At 28.2% G+C, this 21,891-nt stretch carries 19 protein-coding genes; 12 read left to right on the top strand and 7 right to left on the bottom strand.

Translation table 11 applies throughout. The annotated features are described in order from the left end of the window. Nucleotides 1–15 precede the first annotated feature (15 nt). Complete coding sequence (locus tag Q0H31_RS00815; protein WP_013243476.1) at nt 16–333, top strand: co-chaperone YbbN; 318 nt, start codon at nt 16–18, stop codon at nt 331–333. 86 nt (nt 334–419) lie between these two features. On the opposite strand, the gene Q0H31_RS00810 is transcribed toward Q0H31_RS00815, so the two are convergent. Next, the gene (locus Q0H31_RS00810; protein ID WP_013243475.1) at nt 420–917 is read right to left on the bottom strand and encodes a YajQ family cyclic di-GMP-binding protein; all 498 of its coding nucleotides are present in this window, start codon (nt 915–917) and stop codon (nt 420–422) included. A gap of 22 nt (nt 918–939) precedes the next feature. Beyond that, a complete protein-coding gene (locus Q0H31_RS00805; protein WP_295295044.1) occupies nt 940–2,412 on the bottom strand; it encodes a glycogen synthase in 1,473 nt (490 codons plus the stop codon). Nucleotides 2,413–2,645: 233 nt separating this feature from the next. Here Q0H31_RS00805 and Q0H31_RS00800 point away from each other — a divergent pair, with 233 nt between their 5' ends. The 10 genes from Q0H31_RS00800 (at nt 2,646) to Q0H31_RS00755 (ending at nt 14,727) form a co-directional block, all read left to right on the top strand. Then, a complete protein-coding gene (locus tag Q0H31_RS00800) occupies nt 2,646–3,665 on the top strand; it encodes a zinc-dependent alcohol dehydrogenase family protein (protein WP_295295043.1) in 1,020 nt (339 codons plus the stop codon). 139 nt (nt 3,666–3,804) lie between these two features. Further along, nucleotides 3,805–4,809, top strand: a complete 1,005-nt coding sequence (locus Q0H31_RS00795) for an AAA family ATPase (RefSeq protein ID WP_295295041.1) — start codon at nt 3,805–3,807, stop codon at nt 4,807–4,809. Nucleotides 4,810–4,811: 2 nt separating this feature from the next. After that, the gene (locus tag Q0H31_RS00790; RefSeq protein ID WP_295295039.1) at nt 4,812–5,393 is read left to right on the top strand and encodes a DUF3226 domain-containing protein; all 582 of its coding nucleotides are present in this window, start codon (nt 4,812–4,814) and stop codon (nt 5,391–5,393) included. A gap of 306 nt (nt 5,394–5,699) precedes the next feature. Then, on the top strand, nt 5,700–6,674 hold the full coding sequence (locus Q0H31_RS00785) for a type I phosphomannose isomerase catalytic subunit (protein ID WP_295295038.1): 975 nt from the start codon (nt 5,700–5,702) through the stop codon (nt 6,672–6,674). 16 nt (nt 6,675–6,690) lie between these two features. After that, nucleotides 6,691–7,467 carry an ABC transporter ATP-binding protein gene (locus Q0H31_RS00780; protein WP_295295037.1) on the top strand — a complete coding sequence of 259 codons (777 nt, stop codon included), beginning with the start codon at nt 6,691–6,693 and terminating at the stop codon, nt 7,465–7,467. A gap of 16 nt (nt 7,468–7,483) precedes the next feature. After that, complete coding sequence (locus Q0H31_RS00775) at nt 7,484–8,266, top strand: MlaD family protein (protein ID WP_295295035.1); 783 nt, start codon at nt 7,484–7,486, stop codon at nt 8,264–8,266. 26 nt (nt 8,267–8,292) lie between these two features. Continuing rightward, a complete protein-coding gene (locus Q0H31_RS00770; RefSeq protein ID WP_295295033.1) occupies nt 8,293–9,168 on the top strand; it encodes an inositol monophosphatase in 876 nt (291 codons plus the stop codon). Between the two features lie 60 nt (nt 9,169–9,228). After that, complete coding sequence (atpD, locus tag Q0H31_RS00765; RefSeq protein ID WP_295295031.1) at nt 9,229–10,641, top strand: F0F1 ATP synthase subunit beta; 1,413 nt, start codon at nt 9,229–9,231, stop codon at nt 10,639–10,641. A gap of 56 nt (nt 10,642–10,697) precedes the next feature. Further along, complete coding sequence (locus Q0H31_RS00760) at nt 10,698–13,520, top strand: methyl-accepting chemotaxis protein (protein WP_295295030.1); 2,823 nt, start codon at nt 10,698–10,700, stop codon at nt 13,518–13,520. A gap of 1 nt (nt 13,521) precedes the next feature. Further along, the gene (locus tag Q0H31_RS00755; RefSeq protein WP_295295029.1) at nt 13,522–14,727 is read left to right on the top strand and encodes an OmpA family protein; all 1,206 of its coding nucleotides are present in this window, start codon (nt 13,522–13,524) and stop codon (nt 14,725–14,727) included. A gap of 71 nt (nt 14,728–14,798) precedes the next feature. Here Q0H31_RS00755 and Q0H31_RS00750 read toward each other — a convergent pair whose 3' ends face one another. The 5 genes from Q0H31_RS00750 to Q0H31_RS00730 all read right to left on the bottom strand — a co-directional run bounded on the left by Q0H31_RS00750 (nt 14,799) and on the right by Q0H31_RS00730 (nt 19,658). Continuing rightward, on the bottom strand, nt 14,799–15,704 hold the full coding sequence (locus tag Q0H31_RS00750; RefSeq protein WP_295295027.1) for a hypothetical protein: 906 nt from the start codon (nt 15,702–15,704) through the stop codon (nt 14,799–14,801). 44 nt (nt 15,705–15,748) lie between these two features. Continuing rightward, nucleotides 15,749–16,246: a DUF2147 domain-containing protein gene (locus Q0H31_RS00745; RefSeq protein ID WP_295295025.1), complete on the bottom strand. Its 498-nt coding sequence runs from the start codon at nt 16,244–16,246 to the stop codon at nt 15,749–15,751. Nucleotides 16,247–16,338: 92 nt separating this feature from the next. Beyond that, nucleotides 16,339–17,970, bottom strand: coding sequence for an NAD(P)/FAD-dependent oxidoreductase (locus Q0H31_RS00740; RefSeq protein WP_295295023.1), 1,632 nt, complete (start codon nt 17,968–17,970; stop codon nt 16,339–16,341). A gap of 488 nt (nt 17,971–18,458) precedes the next feature. Then, nucleotides 18,459–18,998 carry a flavodoxin domain-containing protein gene (locus Q0H31_RS00735; RefSeq protein ID WP_295295022.1) on the bottom strand — a complete coding sequence of 180 codons (540 nt, stop codon included), beginning with the start codon at nt 18,996–18,998 and terminating at the stop codon, nt 18,459–18,461. Between the two features lie 144 nt (nt 18,999–19,142). Beyond that, on the bottom strand, nt 19,143–19,658 hold the full coding sequence (locus tag Q0H31_RS00730) for a ferritin (RefSeq protein WP_295295020.1): 516 nt from the start codon (nt 19,656–19,658) through the stop codon (nt 19,143–19,145). Between the two features lie 217 nt (nt 19,659–19,875). On the opposite strand from Q0H31_RS00730, the gene ilvD reads away from it, so the two are divergent. Continuing rightward, nucleotides 19,876–21,558, top strand: coding sequence for a dihydroxy-acid dehydratase (gene ilvD / locus Q0H31_RS00725; protein WP_295295019.1), 1,683 nt, complete (start codon nt 19,876–19,878; stop codon nt 21,556–21,558). Nucleotides 21,559–21,891 lie beyond the last annotated feature (333 nt).

Raw genomic sequence — 21,891 nt, 5'->3', positions numbered from 1 at the left:
AATAGGAGTTTTATTATGGTAGAATTAGATAAAGATACTTTTGATGAGAAGGTTATTAATTCAAAAGAATTATGCCTAGTTGATTATTTCGGCGATACTTGTGAACCTTGTAAAGCATTAATGCCTCATGTTCATGAATTAGCTAAACAATATGAAGGTAAAGTACCTTTCTATTCTTTTAATACTTCTAAAGCAAGAAGATTAGCTATTCGTGAAAAGATTTTAGGTCTTCCTACTATTGCCATCTATAAAGACGGTGCTAAAGTAAAAGAAGTAACTAAAGAAGAAGCTACTATTGAAAACATTAAAGCTATGGTTGATAGCATGCTATAATATTTTAGCTTGCTTAAATAAAAAAGGCTCTATTATTATTATTAAATAATAAAGCCTTTTTTGTTTTAACGATTATGAAATTATTATTATCTAAAGTTTACAAATTGCAAAGGTATAGGATAATCTTTTCCTTTTAGCATAGTAATTACAGCTTGTAAATCATCTTTTTTAGCACCGGATACTCTTACTTGCTCATCTTGTATGCTTGCTTGAACTTTTAATTTCATGTCTTTTATATCTTTTACTATTTCTTTAGCTAAATCTTTATCTATACCATTAACTATTTCATTTATCTCTCTTACAGCATCGCCGCTTGCTTTCTCTTTTTTCTTTTCTCTTAAACTTTTTTGATTTAAGCCTCTTTTAATAAACTTCTGAAATAAAATATCTTTTACTTGATTAAGTACAAACTCTGCAGGTGCTGTTATGGTTACAGTTTTTTCACCTTTGTTTAATTCTATTGTGATATTTTGCCCTTTAAAATCGAATCTATTGCTTATTTCTTTTACAGCAACATTAACACAATCGTCCATAACCTGCATATCTACTACTGAAACTATATCAAAGCTTGGATCTTTTGGCATAAACCCCTCCTAAATGATTTTTTTATTTATTTTTTAAAACTTTATTATAAAGTTTTTTATATTCTAAAGCAGTTTTTAAAAGCGAATAATCTTTTTTCATAGCATTATCTACAAGATTATCGAAATGATTTTTATTATTATAATATAAATCAAAAGCTAAGTCCATAGCCTCAACAAATGACTTTTGAGAATATTCATTAAATGAAAAACCTGTTGCTTTTTTTATTGTTTTAGCTCCGTTGTAATTTATAACTGTATCTTTAAGACCTCCTACAGAATGCACTATTGGAAGGCTTCCATATTTCATGCTGTATATTTGATTAAGACCGCAGGGCTCAAATCTGCTTGGCATTAAATATATGTCGCTTGCTGCTGTTAGCTTATGTGCTAATGCTTCATCAAATAAAAATAATACTCTTATATTTTTTGCTCTCTTAACTCTCGCTACAAAATCATTTTCAAAATCTTTAAAATAATTATTACTGCTAAACAAAAATATAAAATTAGCATCATAGGTAGAAAGTTCAAAGAAAGATGAATATATTAAATCAAGCCCCTTTTGAGGGTCAAATCTTGATATCATTGTAACTAATGGATAATTTTTTTCTTTTATTTTTAATTCTTTATATAAAGCATTTCTTATTAATTTCTTTTTTTCTTTTGTATTTATATCATAATTATGTTTTATATATTTATCTGTTTTTGGATTCCATTGAGTGTCATGCATACCGTTTAACACGCCGAATAATTTACCTTGTTCATTTTTGTTTAAAAGTAAATTATTTAATCCGCATCCAAACTCTTCTGTTTGTATCTCTTTGGCATAATTTGGGCTTACTGTTGTTACTATGTCCGAAAGTATAATGCCTGCCTTTATAAAGCTCACATATCCATAAAACTCTATTCTGCTTGGTATGAAGTATTTCCAAGAGATATTTAGAAGTGAATATATATCTGTATTAAAATTACCCTGATAGGCTAAGTTATGAATAGTAAATACTACTTTGGTGTTTTTAAAAGCTTCTTCAGTGTTGTATATTTCTTTTATATAAATGGCCGCCAATGCACTTTGCCAATCATGTAAATGAACTATGTCTAATTTAATATTTTCTTTTTTGTGTAAATAAATTAATAATTCTATAGCACTCTTAGTAAAAGCTATAAATCTTTTTGCATTGTCTTCATAATCTTTAGAGTTTTCTGAATATATGCCGTCTCTTTTAAATAAAAAATCATTCTTTACAAAATAAACATCTATATTATTATATTTATGTTTAATGATTTCTGTTTTTATTGTTTCTGAGCCAAGTTTTATATTGAATGTGGTGTATAAATTATTATTGATTAATTTATAATTGTCTTTATAAAGCGGTATGATTAAAGAACTATTAACATTTACTTGTTTTAAAGCATGCGGAAGATTTCCGGCAATATCTCCCAAGCCTCCAGTTTTTGAAAATGGATAGGCTTCACTTGAAATCATAAATACATTCATAAATAATAATCTCTTTTAAAATATATTTATATTATATTTATATACCTTTTAACTCTAAAAATCAACTGTTTAAAATTACATATAGTAAAAATTTTAAAGTTTGTCAATTTTTTATTCTTTTTTCTAATTATATTAAAAAACATTTATGCTTTTATTTTCTTGACAATAATTTTAATATAATTACTATATATACAATTAAATTATTTTAATTATTTTTTTATAGGAGATTTAAAATGAAAGCTGCTGTATTTTATGAAAAACAAAAAATCGTTGTAGAAGACGTAAATATAAAAGAGCCTAAAGACAATGAAGTTTTAATAAAAGTTAAATACTCTGGGGTTTGCGGAACTGATGTACATATATATGAAGGAGAGAAAGGCTGTACTGATGTTAAGCCTCCTAGGATATTGGGGCATGAGCTTTCTGGCTGTGTAGAGAAGGTTGGGAAGAATGTTACTAAAGTTAAAGTTGGAGATAAGGTTGCTGTTGACCCAAACGACTATTGCAATAATTGCTATTATTGCAACAATGCAAAAAAGCATTTATGCAATAATATGACAGCTGTTGGGGTATCATTAGACGGAGGATTTGCTGAATATGTTACAGTTAAAGAGAATTTAGTATTCAAAATAGCTGATAATGTTTCTTATGAAAGTGCTGCTATGGTTGAGCCTATTTCATGCTGTTTACATGGTATAGATTTAATGAATATTCAGCAAGGTGATACTGTGATGGTTGTTGGTGCTGGAAATATTGGTCTTATGATGGTTCAGCTTTTAAAATATAAAGGGGCGGTTAATATAATTGCTGTAGAACCGTTTGAAAAAAGAAGAGAAAGAGCAAAAAAATATGGTGCCAACATTGTAATAGACCCTGTCAATGATAATACTGAAGAGATATTAAAAAATAATAATATATTTAATATTGACAAGGTTATAGATTGTGCCGGCAAGGTGCAGACTGCTGAGTATTCTATTAAATATGCAGGTAAGGGTGCTGAGATAATGTTATTTGGGCTTACTGCTCCTGATGATGAAGTAAAAATAAAACCTTTTGAGATGTTTCAAAAAGAGCTTACAATAAAAACTTCTTTTGTTAATCCTTATGCTTTTGAGAGGGCTGCCGATTTATTGGCAAGAGGTATTATAGATGTATCAGAAATTATAACTGATATTGTTGATTTGGAAAATATTAATGATGTATTTACTAATAAGTTATATGCGAAAGACGGCAAAGTTTTAATTAAGGCATAATTACAGGTTACTATTAATATGTTATGGTTAAATTAAACTTATAAATCTGCAATTTTATAGTTATTAAATGGAGCTGTATTTTTCTCTTAAAAACTCCGAGATTTATATAGAATTAATTTAAAGTTTATGGATTTTTATTATGATTAAAGACCTATGTATAGAAAATTTTAGAGGTTTTGATAATTTAAAAATAGATAATATAAAAAAAATCAATTTTTTAGTTGGTAAAAATAATTGTGGAAAGACAACTGTACTTGAAGCCATAAATTTAATGATATCTATTCTTGATTTAAATACAGCTTATTATATAAATGCAATAAGAAGAATAAAAGAAGACCCAGAAGAATTAAAAAACTTATTTCATAACTTTGATTGTAAAAATAATATAAATTTAAACTATACATTAGACACAAATAAAAACTATAATTTGATTATATCGCCTATAATTAAAAAAGATAATTTATTTTTAAATGGAATAGTATCACTGGAATATACTTTTTCTACTACAGAAGATAAAAAAAATTATAAATATTCTTTAGAAAATATAAATTCAATAGAAAGAGAACTATTAAAATATAATCATAATATAAAAGGTGTGTATTTGTCTTCTGCGGTAGAATATAATAATTTAACAAATTATTTAATAGAAATTTTAAAAAATAAAAATGAAAAGCAATTAATAGAAATGATTTCTTTTTTTAATAAAAATATAAAAGCAATTAATATACTTAAAAATGACATATATTTTAATATTGAAGGTATAGATGAATTAGTATTATCAAATATAATGGGTGATGGATTAAAAAAATATTTATCTATAATTCTGCCTATAGTTGCTAATAAATATGATACTATTTTAGTTGATGAAATAGAAAATGGACTTCATCATAAAACTATAAAACATTTATTAAGAAGCATATTAAATCTAAGTAAAAACAATGATATTCAAATGTTCTTTACAACTCATAGCTACGAAGTATTAAAATTTTTATCTGAAATAGTTAATGACGAATTTGGAGATATGAAAGATACTGTAAATGTTATAAATATAGTAAATACAGAGAATAAAGGTTTTCAATCTTATAATTATGATATAGATAGTGTAAAAGAATTACTTGAAAATGATTCTGATATAAGGTACTAATTATGAATCAAAAATATTTAATATTAGTTGAAGGAAAAGCTGATAAAAAGTTTATAGAAGATTATATAGAATATAATTATAAAAACATTAATGAAAACATTAAAATAGAAATAAATAATGGTAATAGTTTTAATGAAACTAAAATTATAAATATAAAAAAATATATAGATGATAATTATAAATTAATAGTAATATTTGATGCAGATAATGATATAAATAAGTCCATTGATAATATTAAAACTAATTTAAAAAATTATCATTTAGATGATAAAGATATCTTTTTATTTCCAAATAATAAAGATAGTGGAAGTTTAGAAGATTTGCTTATAAACATTGCAGTTAGAAAAGAGATAATTAATTGTTTTGATAATTATATAGAATGCATAAAGTTATTAGAAAATATTAATGTTCCTATAGATAAATCAAAAATATATGCATATTTAGATAGTATAAAGGGATATGATAAAAATAGAATAAAAGAAGAAGAAAGGGATTATACAAATAAAGAAATTTGGGATATTTATAATGATTTTTTGAATCCACTAAAAGAATTTTTCAATAAATATTTTACTTTATTATTATAAAGTTATAATTTTTTTAAGTTAATACTCCTTTAAAATTTTTATAACATACCCCACCCTTTATTTTTCATTGTTTTATTTTAAATTTCTAATTTTAATTATCATTTGTAGATTAATAAAAAAAGCACTCCCACCCAAGCTTTTATTAAATTTGAAATTTTATTCAACGCACGGTTAAACAATCACTGTTTATAAATAAAAGTGTGTATAAAAAGATATTCATAATTTATTGTTTAGTTTAGCGTGCGGTATTTAAATAATTAAATTTTATTGTATTGAATTATTTTTTTTATTTTATATAATGTAACTATGTATATATTTGAATTTAAAGAAATAGGTAAAGAGTCCATTTGGGGCGGCAATACACTGGTTAAGTCTTATTCTAAACCTTTTGATAAAGATAAAAATATCGGTGAGAGCTGGGAGATATGCGATTTAAAAAATGATAAAAATATCATCGCAAACGGTGAGTTTAAAGATAAAACTATATCATTTATCATAGAGGAGCTTGGAGAAAAACTTTTAGGAAATAATTGTAAAAATCAAGAATATTTTCCTCTACTAATAAAATTTATAGATGCAAGAGATAAATTATCAATACAAGTTCACCCAGATGAAGAATATGCTAACAAAAAACATGATAAGCATGGCAAAAATGAAATGTGGTATATCATGGAAGCAGATGAGAATGCTAAGCTTTTAGTGGGGTTAAAAGAAGGTGTTGATAAAAATAAATTGAAAGAGGCTATAGAAAATAAAAAGAACATAGAGGATATGTTTAATTATTTTGATGTAAAAAAAGGAGATGCCTTTTATATACCTAATGGCTGTATACATGCTATAATGGGTAATAGTTTAATAGCAGAAATACAAACTCCGAGTGATGTTACATATAGACTTTATGATTGGAATAGGGTAGATAAAAATGGCAACTCAAGAGAACTTCATATAGAAGACTCTTTTAATGTTATTAAAGATATAGATGCTTTTCAATTAAAATCAAAAAAAGAAAGTATAATAAAGAAAGATAATATAGAAATCAATAATATATTTTCAAATGAATATTTTACAACAGAAGAATATGTTATAAAAGATAAATATACTTCTAAAACAAATAATAAAACATTTGAAATAATATTGGTAATGGAAGGAAGCGGAACGATAGCAAGCGACGAAAACACTGTTGAATTAGAAGCTGGAAAGACTGTTCTTTTGCCTGCATATCTTGGAGAATATAGCATTAATACTGAAAAAGGTATAAAATTATTAAGAGTGACGGTTTAAGGAAAATTGTAGTTTTATGAATATAATAGAATTAAAAGATGTACATAAGAGCTTTGGCAGTCAGAAAGTTTTAAATGGTGTTAATCTCATAGTTAATAGGGGCGAAACATTGGCGGTTATAGGTAATTCCGGCTGCGGTAAAAGCGTTCTTATAAAGCACTTAATAGGACTATTACAGCCTGATTCTGGAAGTATTATAATAGATGGGAATGACATAAATCAGATATCAGATAATGAGCTTACTGAGGTTAGAAAAAAGTTTGCTATGGTTTTTCAGGGTGCTGCTTTATTTGACTCTTTAAATGTTTATGAGAATGTAAGTTTTGGACTTAGAAGAATAAAAAAAGACATGCCTGAAAGCAGAATAAAGATAAAAGTAGCTGAAGTATTAGATATGGTTGGCATGCCTAATATAGAAAAAAAAATGCCTTCAGAATTATCAGGCGGAATGAAAAAACGTGTGGGATTAGCGAGAGCTATTGCAATGGACCCTGAAATATTATTGTATGATGAGCCTACTACAGGACTAGACCCTGTTATGTCTAGGGTAATAGATGATTTAATAGTAAAAATGCAAAATATACTTAATGTTACAAGTATAGTTATTACGCATGATATGACTAGTGTGTTTAGAATGGCTGATAGAGTTGTTATGCTGCATAAAGGTCAGATTATAGAAGGGGGGGATCCTGATCATTTAAAAGAAATAGAAAACCCTCATTTGAAATTCTTTTTTATGAGCAGTATAGCAAAAAAAGGTGAAGATATAGAAAGTATCAGACCAAAAGATTAAGTTATAAGGAAGTTTTATGAAAAACAAAGTAAAATTAGGAATATTTTTTATAGTTACTTTAGTGTTGCTAATTGGAGCTATTACTGTATTTGGTAAGTTTAAATTAAAGGGAAATGGATATAGAATATACGTAGACTATGTATTTATTGGCGATTTGCTTGTAAATGGTAAAGTATCATATAGAGGCGGCGGTATTAATATTGGTTTTATAGAAGATATTAGTATTAATCCAGATGGAACTATAAGAGTAACTTTATTTATTACAGATAGAAAAGTGATATTACCAGAGGGAACAAGATTTACTATACAAACAGTAGGTTTAGGTCTTGGTGAAAAATACATCATGGCTACTCCGCCGACAATTACAACTTCCGGGCTTAAATCTATAGAGCCAGAAACTGTTGTACAAGGTGTAGAGCCTTTTAGTTTGGAAAGTACATTGGGTTCTATAGGAGATATTGGTAAAGATTTAAACTTTGAGCAATTTTCTGGAATATTAACTAATTTGTCAAAGACTATTATTAGTATAACTGAGATTATAGGTACTAATGAGAAAACTATTACAGATGTAATTTCGAATTTTAATGAAAGTTTAGTACATATTAACTCTATAACAAGAGATTTATCCAGCATAATTAATGATGTAGAAAATGGTAAAGGCACAGCAGGAATCATTATGAAAGATACAAATATGCAGACAAATGTAGCTGCTATTATTGATAATATGAGAATATTTAGTGAGAAATTAAAGGATAATCCTTCTGCATTATTATTTAGAGAGACTAGGACTAATAGATAATATAATTTTTTAAGGAGTATCTAATTATGCCTATATTTAAAAAATTAAGTGATGAAAAAAAAGAAGAAATAAGAGAGAAAAAAGAAATAGAAGCAAAAATAAACAAAATACCAAAATCTAGTTTGAATAAATGTATAAAAGATGCTGAATATATTGCAGTTAAGGCGGGCAAATATTCTCTTAAGTTTTTTTCTTCTCCAAAGAAAGTATCTCATAAGGGGAAAACAGATTTATTTACAGAAATAGATATAAAGAATGAAAAAACTATAAGAGAGTATTTAGCTAAAAAATATCCAAAATTTGGCTTTTACGGCGAAGAATCTGGACAAACAGATGATGATAAAGATTTTAATTGGATAGTAGACCCTATAGACGGCACTACAAACTTTATACATGGCTATCCATTTTACTGTGTATCTATTGGTTTGGCATATAAAGATATTCCTGTATTAGGAGTTGTTTATAACCCTATAACAGATACAGTATATAAGGCACATATAAAATCAAAAGCATATAAAAATAAAAAAGTAATCAATGTGAGCAGCAACAGCAAATTAATAGATTCTTTAATAATAACTGGTTTTTATTATAATACCAGCACTGATGATGATTTTTTAAATAATAGAATGATAGATTTTGCTAATATGGTTAAGAGGAGTTTAGCGGTTAGAAGAGATGGTTCTGCGGCATTAGATATATGTATGGTAGCAGAGGGTATTGCTGACGGCTTTTTTGAATACGGATTATCGCCTTGGGATATATGTGCGGGTACTGTAATTTTGAAGCAGGCTGGCGGTATGGTAACTAATATTAATATGAAAGAATATAATATTTTTTCTAAAAAACAATATATTGCAAGTAATAAAAAAATTCATAAAGAAATGATAAAAGTACTTGAATAAGTTTTCAATAGATATAAAATATACAACAATATTTTTTAATATTTTTATAAGGAAAAATTTATGATAGAAGGTAAAAAAGGTAAAGTAATTCAAGTAGTAGGCTCAACATTAGATGCCGAATTTGAAGAAGGACATCTTCCTGCTATATTAAATGCTCTTTATATAGATAAAGAAGTAGAAGGAATAAAAAGACATATAGTCTGTGAAGTTCAGCAACATTTAGGAAGCGGAAGAGTAAGGGCTATAGCTTTAGAATCTACTGATGGTATATCAAGAGGAGATGATATAATAGATACAGGCAATCATATAATGGTTCCTGTAGGTAATGAAACTATAGGCAGAATATTTAATGTATTAGGTCAAACAGTAGACAAAGGAGAGCCTATAACAGCAAAGGAGCATAGGTCTATACATGCTGCTCCGCCTAAGTTTGAAAATTTGGAGCCTAAGCTTGAAATTTTTGAAACAGGTATTAAGGTAATAGATTTGCTTGCTCCATATATTAAAGGCGGTAAAACAGGTCTTTTTGGTGGAGCTGGAGTTGGTAAGACAGTTCTTATAATGGAATTAATACACAATATTGCAAGCGAGCATGGAGGTTATTCTGTATTTGCTGGTGTAGGTGAGAGAACAAGAGAAGGTAATGACTTATGGTCTGAGATGAAAGAGTCTGGAGTTATTAATAAAACTTGTCTTGTTTATGGTCAGATGAATGAGCCTCCCGGTGCAAGACTTAGAGTAGCATTAACTGCTCTTACTATGGCTGAATATTTTAGGGATTCTGCTAATTTAGATGTGCTTTTATTTATAGATAATATATTTAGATTTACTCAGGCTGGAAGTGAAGTTTCTGCATTGCTTGGCCGTATGCCTTCAGCAGTAGGTTATCAGCCTACACTTGCCACAGAAATGGGAGCTTTACAAGAGAGAATAACTTCTACTAAGCATGGTTCTATTACTTCAATACAGGCGGTGTATGTACCTGCAGATGACTTAACAGACCCTGCACCTGCTACAGCTTTCACTCACCTCGATGCTACAACTGTATTATCAAGAGAAGTAAGTGAAAAAGGTATTTATCCGGCAGTAGACCCTCTTGCTTCAACAAGCAGAATATTAGACCCTATAGTATTAGGTAAAGAACATTATGAAGTAGCTAGAAAAGTTCAGCATATACTTCAAAGATATAAAGATTTACAAGATATTATTGCGATATTGGGTGCTGATGAGCTTTCTGAAGATGATAAATTAATTGTATCACGTGCTAGAAAAATAGAACAGTTTTTAAGTCAGCCTTTCTTTGTGGCAGAACAATTTACAGGTCTTCAAGGAAGATATGTTAAATTAGAAGATACTATTAGAAGTTTTAAAGGAATTTGTAATGGCGATTATGATGACTTGCCAGATCAAGCTTTTAGATTAGTTGGGTCTATAGAAGAAGCTATTGCTAAAGCCAAAACTATAAATGCTTAAATATTAATACAGCCTTACCGATAATTAAAACAATAATAATACTTTAGGTTGATTGTATGCTATTAAACAAAAAAGAAATTTCTAGAAAAAATAAATTAAAGTTCTATATACCAATACATTTCTTAATAGTTGCTGTTATATCAGTTGAATTATACTCTATACTATTAAGAACTATATATCAGTTGGGAAGTTCTTTAAGAGGATACATATATTTATTTATTGTATTAATAGCATTAGCAACTTCTATAAGTTTATTTCTTGATTGTATAAAGGCAGAGAGAAAAAGTGCTGTTATGCTTGGAAGGCTGTATGTCATAAAGACGGGCTTTGCTGTTGTATTAGTTGCTATAGTATCATATACAATTTACTTAATAGAAGGAAGTATAACATTATTTGAGATACTTAATATAAGACTCATAATGGTAATATTCCTTATAACTTTCTCTATGGGGCTTGCTTCTATTTCTTTTAACTTCTTAGTTGGACCTTTATATAGAAAAACTGGCTCTAAAGAATATTATTTGCCTATGGGATATAGTTTAGGTCCTATATTGATATCTGTAGTTATATTTATAATCACATTAGTTAATGGTATGCATTATAGGGCTGAGTCTTATCATTACAGTGTTTCTAATGCTTCATTGAAAAGAGAATATGCTAATGATTTTGTAAATGAGTTCTCGAGAAGAATAGATAAATATATTAATGCTGCTACTGCTCTCTCATATTATATAAATAATTATCCAAGAAATAATAATAACTTTAATGAAAATATTAATATCATCAATAATTATATAAAAAAACAATATATAAATGATCCTGATATTATTTCTTTTGCTATATATTTCTCTAATTTAGATAATATTGGTATGAATATAGATGATACTACTGCAAGAAACTTATATGTGGATTTCGGTTATAAAGATAATAGTGTTACTAGAGTATATACTAATTATACGCCTAATATACAGAGAAATAAATTAAATCTATTAACTAGTGAAACTAATTATTATGTTAATATTATAAAATATAATGATACTTTTTTTGTTTATAATCCTATTATTTATAATAATAATAATATAGGTTTTATTTTATTAGAATTAAAAACTTCAATATATGAAGACTTATTAAATAATAATATTTATAAAGATAATTTAAATATATTTATTACAGATAGAGAATATAATATTAATGCTTTTAATAATCCTAATGAACTTCAAAATATGCAAAATATATTAGGAAACGTTACTAGTTCGCTTAAAATTAGAGATGAGCAAAATAACAGTAAAATAAACAGTATTACAGATGCTAAAATATTTTATGATGAAGCATTGAATTTATTATTTGTAAAATATCAAATATTTAATGATATATATGTAATAAATAGTTGGAGTTATAAGCCTGCATATCAAACAGATATTGCTTTTAGGGAAGTATTATCTATAGCAAACTTATTCATATATGCAGGACTATTAATATTCTCAATATCTATAATATTATTAATATATAATTTAAGAAGAACTTTAGTTGCCGCTAAAAACGTATCTGAATCACTCAGTGAAGGTTCAGGTGATTTAACAATAAGACTTCCTATAGTTAACAATAATGAAACAGGAGAATTGGTATATTCGTTCAATAAGTTCTTGGATAAAATGCAAAACATCATTGTAACTATTAAAAACAATGCTTATACTATGACTGGAAACATACAAAACATGAGAGCTTCTATTAGTATGAGTATTAGTGATTTTAATACTATATACAAAGAGTTCGAAAGAGAATTTGAAAACTCCTCAAAAATATCAGAATCTTCTTCTAATGCGGCAAGAGTGAGTTTCATGCAAAGAACTAAGTTTAATTCTGTTAATGAAACTATACAATTATTATTAGACAATATTAATGACATAACAGAAAAAATAAAATCACAATCTGAAGCAATATCAAAAACAAGTACATCAGTTCAGCAAATGATAGCAAACATTGTTACAGTGAGCCAAGGAGCAAATAAAGCTAACAACTATGCTAAAGTATTATACACAGAAGCACAAGATGGAAGTAATATAGGTGAATCTGTTACAGAGTCTATCCAAAGTATTAAAGAATATTCAAAACAGATTACAAACATCACACAGGTTATTCATAACATAGCAGAACAAACTAACCTACTTGCAATGAACGCTGCTATCGAGGCTGCTCATGCTGGTGAACATGGTAGAGGTTTTACAGTTGTTGCTGATAAAATTAGAAAATTGGCTGAAGATACCGATGAAAACTCTAAAATAATTGATGACATTATTGAAGAGACTACACAAGCTATTGACCATACTGTATCTTTAGCATTTAAGAGTTCTGAATCTATGGAGAAAATACTTGAGGGTTCTAATACTATTGCTGACTTAATTGCTAATATATCTAATGCTAATGATGAACTTGATATTGGAAGAAGGGATATATTATCCAATATTTCAAACTTAAATAGCATTACTGAGTATATTCAGGAATTATCTATAAAACAGATGCAGATGAGTTCTACTGTTGGACAGAACATAACAAGCGTTGATAAATTAGCTGAAGATGTAGTTAATGTTGTTAATGCTACTGAAAATGATATTAAAAGACTTGTTAATTCTATAGAAAATGTAAGTGAGTTGTCTAATGCGAGCAGTGCAAGTATGGAGACTATGGATAAGAGAATTAAAGAATTGCAATATATATTCTTGCAATTATATAAATCTGTTATTTCATTTAAGACTGAAAAAACTGAAGAAGATATTAAGAAAGAATCTAAGGCTTTGGATAAATTAAAGTTAAAATTAGAGCAAAGAGCTAAAAAACAAAAAATGAAAGAAGAGAAGAAGAGAATGAAAAATAAAGGTTAATATGAGTAAGATAAAATTTATATTAATTTTAACAATATTTATTTTTAATATTTCTTATACTCAAACAATATCGCATAAATTCTTTTGGAATCTCAAAGTGGGAGAGAGGATAGAATCTGTAAAAACTGCTGACGTAGAATATTATGAGAATGGTTTACTAAAAAAAACTTATAAAGAAAGAAACATTGTAGATTTAACAGTTATAGCAATAGCTCCTAAAGGCGGATATAGAGTAAGCGGTATATTCAAAATTTTTAGACTCTATGACGGAAATAGTGTTTTTCATTTAGAAGAAGAATATTCAAGCGATTTTATAATACACACTAATGGTAAATTTGAAGTGCCTTATAATTATTTTATGCCGAATGTAAGGCATATTCCTACTTTTCCAAATAAAGAAATACCTCTTACATATTCTTGGAATAGTGAATCTATGGAGATAATAAAAGTTAATAATGCTCCTAATCTTAATATGGCATTGTCTGCTGATTATTTATTTGCCAATGTTGAAACAAATGAAAATAATGAGCCTCTTGCTGTTATACAATATCATATTATGACTGATAAAGATTTACTTCAGGCTGGGCTTTCCAGAAATGGATATCCTGAGAGAATATATGGTTTTAATTATGGAAGTTTTTTATGGGATATGAATAAAAATATACCTGTATCACAAAGTGAGAGATATCAGATATTATTTGGATATGGTAAAAATTTATCTTATCTTAGCTTGCAGTACAAGATGAATATTATAAGCACTTATAAAATTTACAGCACAATTACAGAAGAAGAAAATGAACTAAATAGAAAAAAATTAGAAGATAATCTTAATGATGATGTTGTAGTTGATACTGTTCTTGAAGGATTAGTAATTAGGCTTGGAGAGATTTTATTTGATACAGATTCTTACACGCTTAGAGAAGATGCTAAAAGCACTGTTGACAGTATTATAAATGCAATTAAAGAAACCTATCCAGACAGAGAAATCATAGTTGAAGGACATACTGACAATACAGGAGAAGCAAATTACAATCAAGCCCTATCAGAAAAAAGAGCAAAAACTGTAGCAGATTATATTTTGCCAAAACTTGACCATGATAAATTATCTTATAGAGGTTTCGGAGATAAAGAGCCCATAGCTTCAAATGATAATCCAAATGGAAGACAAAAAAATAGAAGAGTAGATATTATAATAAAATTAAGATAGGCCTGTAAAAATATATTTTTTACAAGCCCAAAAAGTATTTTTATATATTCTTCGTGTTGTCTAAATTATTATTATAAGAACTTCCATTCAAGCCCTATATCCATTTGAATGGCAAACTTATATTGTATATGTTTTTCTACAAGCCAAGTACCTAATTTTACATTAACAAAAGGGGTAAGACTTGGAACTTTTTCTATAGGCTTCTTATAGCTGTAAGCGGCAAAGAGGCCAACTCTAAACAAATCTTTACTTGAAATCATATGCTCTATTGTGGTATTAATAGCAAAAGCCATACCCCATTCTCTCATACTATAGCCTAATTTTATATCATGATTAAAGTACCAATCTTCAGCCTTTACAACTATAGCCTCTCTAGGCAAATATACAAAATTATCTTTATCAACTCCAAATGCTCTTATATAGCTTATATATGGTGTGTATATTAAAGCTATTAAACCAGGTCCTGCTGGTCCACCCATTGTAAGTGTAGGAGCCATTTGAAAATATATTGTATTTCCTCCTACATACTGAGGTTTTTTAGTCATTGGATTAAGACCTGTAAAAGGCGGAAGTGCATGATTAAACTCTTTTGTATTACTATCCACCAAAGTAGGTCTTCCAGGATCTGCTAAACCTGCCTCATATGTAAACTTAAATAAGAACTTTAATGCTATTAGAGGCTGAAACTCAACATAAGCTGATGTTCTTGAAAAGCTGCTGAACTCTTGTTCTATGCCGGCGATTAGGTAAGAATCAGCAAAGAAGAAATTGTTTCTTTCTCTAAATAAAGCTTTTTTATAAAACACCTGACCTTGATACAATGCCCCAAAGTGATTCCATCTCCCTAAAAAGTGATTGGAAAAATACCAGCCCTCATCAGAAGTATCTGTTAAATCTCTTTGAGGCTTTGCATTGTCTTGTGCTATTAACGGCAAACTTATAATTAAACTAAGCATAATGATTAATAATTTTTTCATAAAACTCTCCTTATCACCTATAAAAATATATTTTTTCGTAATACTTAGTTTAACCTTCTTAACTCATTTTTGTTTAATGGCGTATATTTAGAAACTTCATTAGCAGGTACTTTTCTCCAAGTAAGTGTTTTTCCAAAAAGCCCCGCACCATCTACACTAGCTTTTAATTTTATCTCTTGTTTATTACTAGATAAATCTATTTTAGCATTATACACTTTTCCTTGCTCTGGATTGTATATTTTACCATTTTTCCATTCGCCATTTTTAAACTCTAAATCATATAAATATACTAATCCTTTTAATGGTAAATTTTTTAATTCTTTCTTTGGATTATTAACATCATATACAACATCATTAGAATTAGTATAAGCAAATGAATAAGCGTAATATTTATTATTTTCTTTGAATATCTCTATAACGGCAATTCTATTTTTAGCATCAGCATGACTATACCATAAACCAACTATATCATCTGAGTTTTGTGCCAAAGCTATTATATTAAACAACATAGTAAAAGCTAATACTTTTATTATTATTTTCATTTTTTCTCTCCTTAAATTTGTTTTTTAGTTTGTTCTTTATTATCTTGCTGGTATTATTTTAATACCAACAAGATATTTATTTGAGATTTATATTACTTAAAAAGATTAATTATCGCAGGTAGCCAATGATGTATTGTTCCAAGTGCTGTGCCGAATACTATACAAATGAGTAATCTTAAAGCCACATAAGCCTTTATAGGGAACAATATGTTTCTTGCTGCCAAATATCCACTTAATAAAGCACCAGTAAATCCGCCGCCAGGGAAACCCCAAGCACTAGCAAAATGAAGATTTTTAACAGTAGGAGAAACCCTCACACTGCGGCTTTTTTTCAAATATCCATCTTGAGCAAAACCATAAGCAGTACCGTCTGGAGTTTTAATATATCTCTTTATTGTTTTTGGTGTTGCTACTTCATAATATTCAATATTTTCTCTAAATCCAGGGTAATGCTTCTCTGCTCTCTCTATCAATTTTTCTGCTAACTCTTTCTTTTTAGCTTTATATTCCTCATCGCTTAAATCTTTCCACTCATCTAAGAATGAAGGACCTGTTAGTACAGCAAATGAACGCTCATCTCCTTCTTCCACAAGCCCGCTGTCTATTGCCGAATAATCTACAAATACAAAGTTTCTGTCGGCTACTGGTATATCTTTTTGTCCTTTAGCATCTTCTTTGAATGTAGTGTTCAATGTTTTCTCTGTACTTATAAACGTAGAGTATGCATTATTAGGGTATAGCTCTGAAAACTTTTTCTTAAATATTATGTAAACTGTGTATAATGATACAGAGTTTTTAAGTTTGTTTATTCTTTTGTCTTCATATCCTTTTGGAAGTAATTCATCATAAACCACTTTAGGAGCAGCATTTGCTATTATATAATCGCCATAAACTGTTACTTCCTCTTTTGCTCTCTTATCAAAATAAGTTACTCCCTCAGCAATATTGCCTTTTACATTTATCTTTTTTACCTCAGAAGAAACTCTTACCTCTCCGCCATTCTCTCTTATTATATCCGCTAAAGCATTTGATAGGTTCTGACTTCCTCCTTTAATAAAATAAGCAGAATTATAATAAGCTCCCTGAGCACAAGCATGATAATACCAGCTAAACTCATATGGGTTATCATGATAATAAGTGATATTGATGTTTAATATTCTTTTTAATTTATCACTTTTTATTATAGAATCTAATACATTACCTAATTTCTTTTGCGTAAATAAATGATACAAGTTCATAGGGAATGTTGTTATAGGGTAGAAGAAGAAATCAAAAAATTTCAAATCGTAAGGTACTCTTCTTATCATATACATCATTCTTGAAAGTCCGGCGAAATATTTTCTTATGCCTTGCTTTTCTTCTGGGAACTCTTTTTCTAAAGTGTCTATAACATTCTCATAACCCTCTGGTATCACTAAATCAGTATCTTCTGTTTTTATTCTCCAAGTTTGAGGAAGTTTTACTAAATTGATTCTGTCATAAAGTCCAAGCTTTTTAAATATTACATGCTTCATATCTCTGTTTTTCTTAGCCATATCCATCTCATGAAGCCCAACTTCAAACTTAACATTTTTTCTTTTATATACTGTAGCACAACCGCCTACTATATTATGACTTTCTAAAACTAATACTTTCTTTCCTTGTTTTGCTAAATAGGCACCTGAAGTTAATCCTCCTAAACCAGAACCTATAATTACTATATCATATTTATTGTTATTTTCCATTTTTTATCTCCTTATAAAAAGAATCTTTATAAGCGTTTTTAATTATTTTGCTTATATACAAATAATAATATAAAATTATAAAAATACAAGCGTTTTTTTATAAAAATGCGTATATAGAATGCTTTTTTTAGTGATTTTTCATAGTTTTTTTATTATTTGTATAAAATGTAGTGTAAAATATTATGATGTTTTGATATTTTTACTTAAAAACAATAATTATTTTGTTGTTTTATGTGAATAATTTTGATTTTATTATATTGTTTATTGTTATATTTTACGGTTTTAATTAAATACAAAGTAAAACAACTTGTAATTTTTATATTGGTATAAAAGATTAATTTATTAAATATAAAAAACAAAATAATATTAATTTAATATGAATTAAAAAATGGCATTATATTTTTAGTATGGTATTTTTTAGATTATATAGTTAATAAAATTAATTATGGAATAAAAACATAAGCAAAAAAGTTTATTTTTTATATAAATTATTGTTCTTTTTTTATATCGGATACTATATTTTCTATTGAAGTTTTATTGAGAAAGTCTATTTTTTTGCCGTAGTTTTTTAAAAGCATCTCTTCATCTTCTGTTTTTACTGCTTTGCTTGATATTATAGTTTTTAACATATGCATCATTAAAGCGTGGTGAATTTTTAATTTATCAAAGTCTATGCATCCTCTTAAAAAATAAAACTTTATATTTTCTTTTTCATTAGGTTTAAAATTCTTATCTAATGAAGCATTATATATATCTTTGTCATTAGGGTCGCCTATACCTATAACAACACAATATATTTTTTTATTATTATGTAAACTATTATAAAGCTTTCTAATAGTTTTAATAGCAGATAATTTACCAGCATATAATGCACTTACAAATATTATTTTCTTATAATCATTTAAAGTATTTAAAGAAACATGCCCAATTTCAAATATATCAGCATGCAATTTATCTGAAATCCATTTAGAATATGTTTTGGAAGAACCATATTTACTTTTATAAAGTACAGCAATATCTTTTGACATATGTTTATGATATAATAAATAATTTTTTTTGCAATAACCAATAATTATTTTTATTTAATAAATGTATTTTTGATTTTAAAAAAAGAGCAGCTATTATTTTTTAACAACAACCGCTCTCAACACTTATAAAATTATAAATATATTTTATGAATTATGTTCTTCTTTATCTAAATTCCCTACGAACTTATCAAAAGTATGCAGATTTCTGCCCTCCAAATTACCTAAAATCTTTATTCTTTTAATAATGTCATTAAATAATTCCTCTTCCTCAAGCTGTTCCTCAACAAACCATTCCAAAAACTTTAATGTAACATAATCTTTATCGTCCATTGCCTTACCAACTAATTTGTTAATACAATTAGTAATATACTCTTCATGCTTAATTACTTTTTCAAACAACTCTGCAACAGAATTAAAATTACATTCAGGGGCTTTCATCTCTCCCATTATAGCTTGCCCTCCAGCTTTGTTGATATACTCTCTAAACTTCTCTAAATGTGTATGCTCTTCTGCTGAGTGATTATATAGGAAGCTGCTGCATCCTTTTAATCCTTGTTTCTCGCACCAACCAGCCATGTTGAAATAAAGATTTGCTGAATAATGCTCCTCGTTTAGATGGTCATTTAACAATTTTACGGTTTCTTCTTTGATTATAGGCATAATAGCCTCCTTTTGTTAGAAATTATTAATATTATTTTAGATTAATCTAACATTTTTTGCAAGTATTTCCTATTATAAAAAATATAATAATTATAAAAATATGTAATTTACTTTTTTGCAAATAAAATATAAAAAACCACTTGATTTTTTATCATTCTACTAATAGAATGTATACGTATATTTTTTAAAAACAATTTTATTAGATGGAGAAATAATTATGAGTTTCAGAGAAAATAGTTCTTTAAGAAGCGACAGAGTATTAAAGGGTGATGAAAGAGCACCGAACAGATCATTATTCTACTCTATGGGTTATACTGATGAAGAATTAAAAAGACCTCTGATTGGAATTATTTCTGCATATAGTGAAATTGTACCCGGACATATACATCTTGATAAACTCTCTCAGGCTGTTAAGGCTGGTGTTTTAATAGGGGGAGGAACTCCTATACTTATACCTGCAATAGGTGTATGTGACGGAATAGCTATGGGGCATTTGGGAATGAAATATTCACTTCCTTCAAGGGAATTAATAGCTGATTCTGTTGAGAGTATGGTTATAGCACATGGATTAGACGGAGTTGTGCTTGTTCCTAACTGCGACAAAATAGTTCCGGGTATGATAATGGGACTTTTGAGAATGAATATACCTGGAATAGTTATAAGCGGAGGAGCTATGCTTCCGGGAGAACATGGAGACAGTAAAGTTAGTTTATCAAATATATTTGAAGCTGTTGGAGCAAAAAAGGCTAATCTTATAAATGATGCAGAATTAGAAGAATATGCTCAGCATACATGCCCAAGCTGCGGTTCTTGTGCTGGTATGTATACTGCTAATAGCATGAATTGTCTTTCTGAGGCTTTAGGTATAGCACTTCCGGGAAACGGAACAATACCTGCTGTTTATTCTGCAAGAACTTTGCTTGCTAAAAAAGCTGGTATGCAGGTTATGGAATTATTAAAAAAAGACATAAAACCATTAGATATAATAACTGAAGAATCTTTCAAAAATGCACTTGCAGTTGATATGGCATTAGGCTGTTCTACAAATAGTGTACTTCACTTACTTGCTATAGCTAATGAGGCAGGAATAGAATTAGATTTAAAAATAATAAATGAGGTAAGCGACCGCACTCCTAATCTCTGCCACTTAGCACCTGCAGGGCATAACTATATAGAAGATTTATATAAAGCCGGAGGAATACCTGCTGTAATGAAAGAGCTTGATAAAGGCGGATTTATAAATACTTCTCTTCTCACTGCTACAGGTAAAACAATAGCTGAAAACATAAAAGATGCTGTTAATAAAAATAATAATGTTTTAAGAAATATAGAAAACCCTTACAGTAAAACAGGTGGTATAGCAATACTTTGGGGAAATATAGCAAAAGACGGCTGTGTTGTTAAGCGTTCTGCTGTTGCTGATGAGATGCTTGTACATAAAGGACCTGCAAGGGTGTTTGACAGTGAAGAATCAGCAATAGCTGCTATATATGCAGGTAAAATAAACAAAGGCGATGTTGTAGTTATAAGATATGAAGGACCTAAGGGCGGACCAGGTATGCGTGAGATGTTAAACCCTACTTCTGCACTTGCTGGTATGAAACTTGACAAAGATGTTGCATTAATAACTGACGGAAGATTTTCTGGTGCTTCAAGAGGTGCTTCTATAGGACACGTTTCACCGGAAGCTGCAAGCGGAGGTGAAATAGCTTTCATAAAAGAAAATGACATAATAAGCATAGACATTCCTAATCATAAAATCAATTTAGAAATCTCTGATGAAGAAATGGAAAAAAGAAGAAAAGAGATTCCTATTAAACCTTTAGAGGAAATTAGAGGCTGGCTTGGAAGATATAGAAAACTTGTTCAGTCTGCTAATACTGGTGCTGTATTAAAATAATTAAAAACAAATTGGTGTTATGGGTATTTAAGCCTATAACATCTAATATAAGCACTATTAAACCTAAAAGTCATTATAAAAAATTACAGACTGCTTGAATATCTATCTTTTAAGCCAGGATAAAAATTGTTTAGTTTATAGCTGATATAAGCTTAGACTAAATTTATTTTAAATAAAAATTTTTTTAAAGGAGCGAAATATGATTATTAGAAATTAATTTTTAAAAAATGTACTTGTTTCATATAAAGATATTGGTAATAATTATAGTATTTAAATTTTATAACGGGGCTTTGCCCCGCACCCCACTTCTTTTGGTGACCCAAAGAAGCAAAA

It is taken from the genome of uncultured Brachyspira sp., from assembly GCF_934747485.1.
Taxonomy (GTDB): domain Bacteria; phylum Spirochaetota; class Brachyspiria; order Brachyspirales; family Brachyspiraceae; genus Brachyspira.
This window is presented reverse-complemented; position numbering and strand designations above follow the sequence as displayed.

Bases quoted from the DNA above. Each gene is read 5' to 3' on its own strand.
- Q0H31_RS00745 (WP_295295025.1), bottom strand. From the start codon at position 16,246: ATGAAAATAATAATAAAAGTATTAGCTTTTACTATGTTGTTTAATATA.
- Q0H31_RS00805 (WP_295295044.1), bottom strand. From the start codon at position 2,412: ATGAATGTATTTATGATTTCAAGTGAAGCCTATCCATTTTCAAAAACT.
- Q0H31_RS00800 (WP_295295043.1), top strand. From the start codon at position 2,646: ATGAAAGCTGCTGTATTTTATGAAAAACAAAAAATCGTTGTAGAAGAC.
- Q0H31_RS00760 (WP_295295030.1), top strand. From the start codon at position 10,698: ATGCTATTAAACAAAAAAGAAATTTCTAGAAAAAATAAATTAAAGTTC.
- Q0H31_RS00810 (WP_013243475.1), bottom strand. From the start codon at position 917: ATGCCAAAAGATCCAAGCTTTGATATAGTTTCAGTAGTAGATATGCAG.
- Q0H31_RS00755 (WP_295295029.1), top strand. From the start codon at position 13,522: ATGAGTAAGATAAAATTTATATTAATTTTAACAATATTTATTTTTAAT.
- Q0H31_RS00795 (WP_295295041.1), top strand. From the start codon at position 3,805: ATGATTAAAGACCTATGTATAGAAAATTTTAGAGGTTTTGATAATTTA.
- Q0H31_RS00815 (WP_013243476.1), top strand. From the start codon at position 16: ATGGTAGAATTAGATAAAGATACTTTTGATGAGAAGGTTATTAATTCA.
- Q0H31_RS00790 (WP_295295039.1), top strand. From the start codon at position 4,812: ATGAATCAAAAATATTTAATATTAGTTGAAGGAAAAGCTGATAAAAAG.
- Q0H31_RS00740 (WP_295295023.1), bottom strand. From the start codon at position 17,970: ATGGAAAATAACAATAAATATGATATAGTAATTATAGGTTCTGGTTTA.
- Q0H31_RS00770 (WP_295295033.1), top strand. From the start codon at position 8,293: ATGCCTATATTTAAAAAATTAAGTGATGAAAAAAAAGAAGAAATAAGA.
- ilvD (WP_295295019.1), top strand. From the start codon at position 19,876: ATGAGTTTCAGAGAAAATAGTTCTTTAAGAAGCGACAGAGTATTAAAG.
- Q0H31_RS00730 (WP_295295020.1), bottom strand. From the start codon at position 19,658: ATGCCTATAATCAAAGAAGAAACCGTAAAATTGTTAAATGACCATCTA.
- atpD (WP_295295031.1), top strand. From the start codon at position 9,229: ATGATAGAAGGTAAAAAAGGTAAAGTAATTCAAGTAGTAGGCTCAACA.
- Q0H31_RS00785 (WP_295295038.1), top strand. From the start codon at position 5,700: ATGTATATATTTGAATTTAAAGAAATAGGTAAAGAGTCCATTTGGGGC.
- Q0H31_RS00735 (WP_295295022.1), bottom strand. From the start codon at position 18,998: ATGTCAAAAGATATTGCTGTACTTTATAAAAGTAAATATGGTTCTTCC.
- Q0H31_RS00775 (WP_295295035.1), top strand. From the start codon at position 7,484: ATGAAAAACAAAGTAAAATTAGGAATATTTTTTATAGTTACTTTAGTG.
- Q0H31_RS00780 (WP_295295037.1), top strand. From the start codon at position 6,691: ATGAATATAATAGAATTAAAAGATGTACATAAGAGCTTTGGCAGTCAG.
- Q0H31_RS00750 (WP_295295027.1), bottom strand. From the start codon at position 15,704: ATGAAAAAATTATTAATCATTATGCTTAGTTTAATTATAAGTTTGCCG.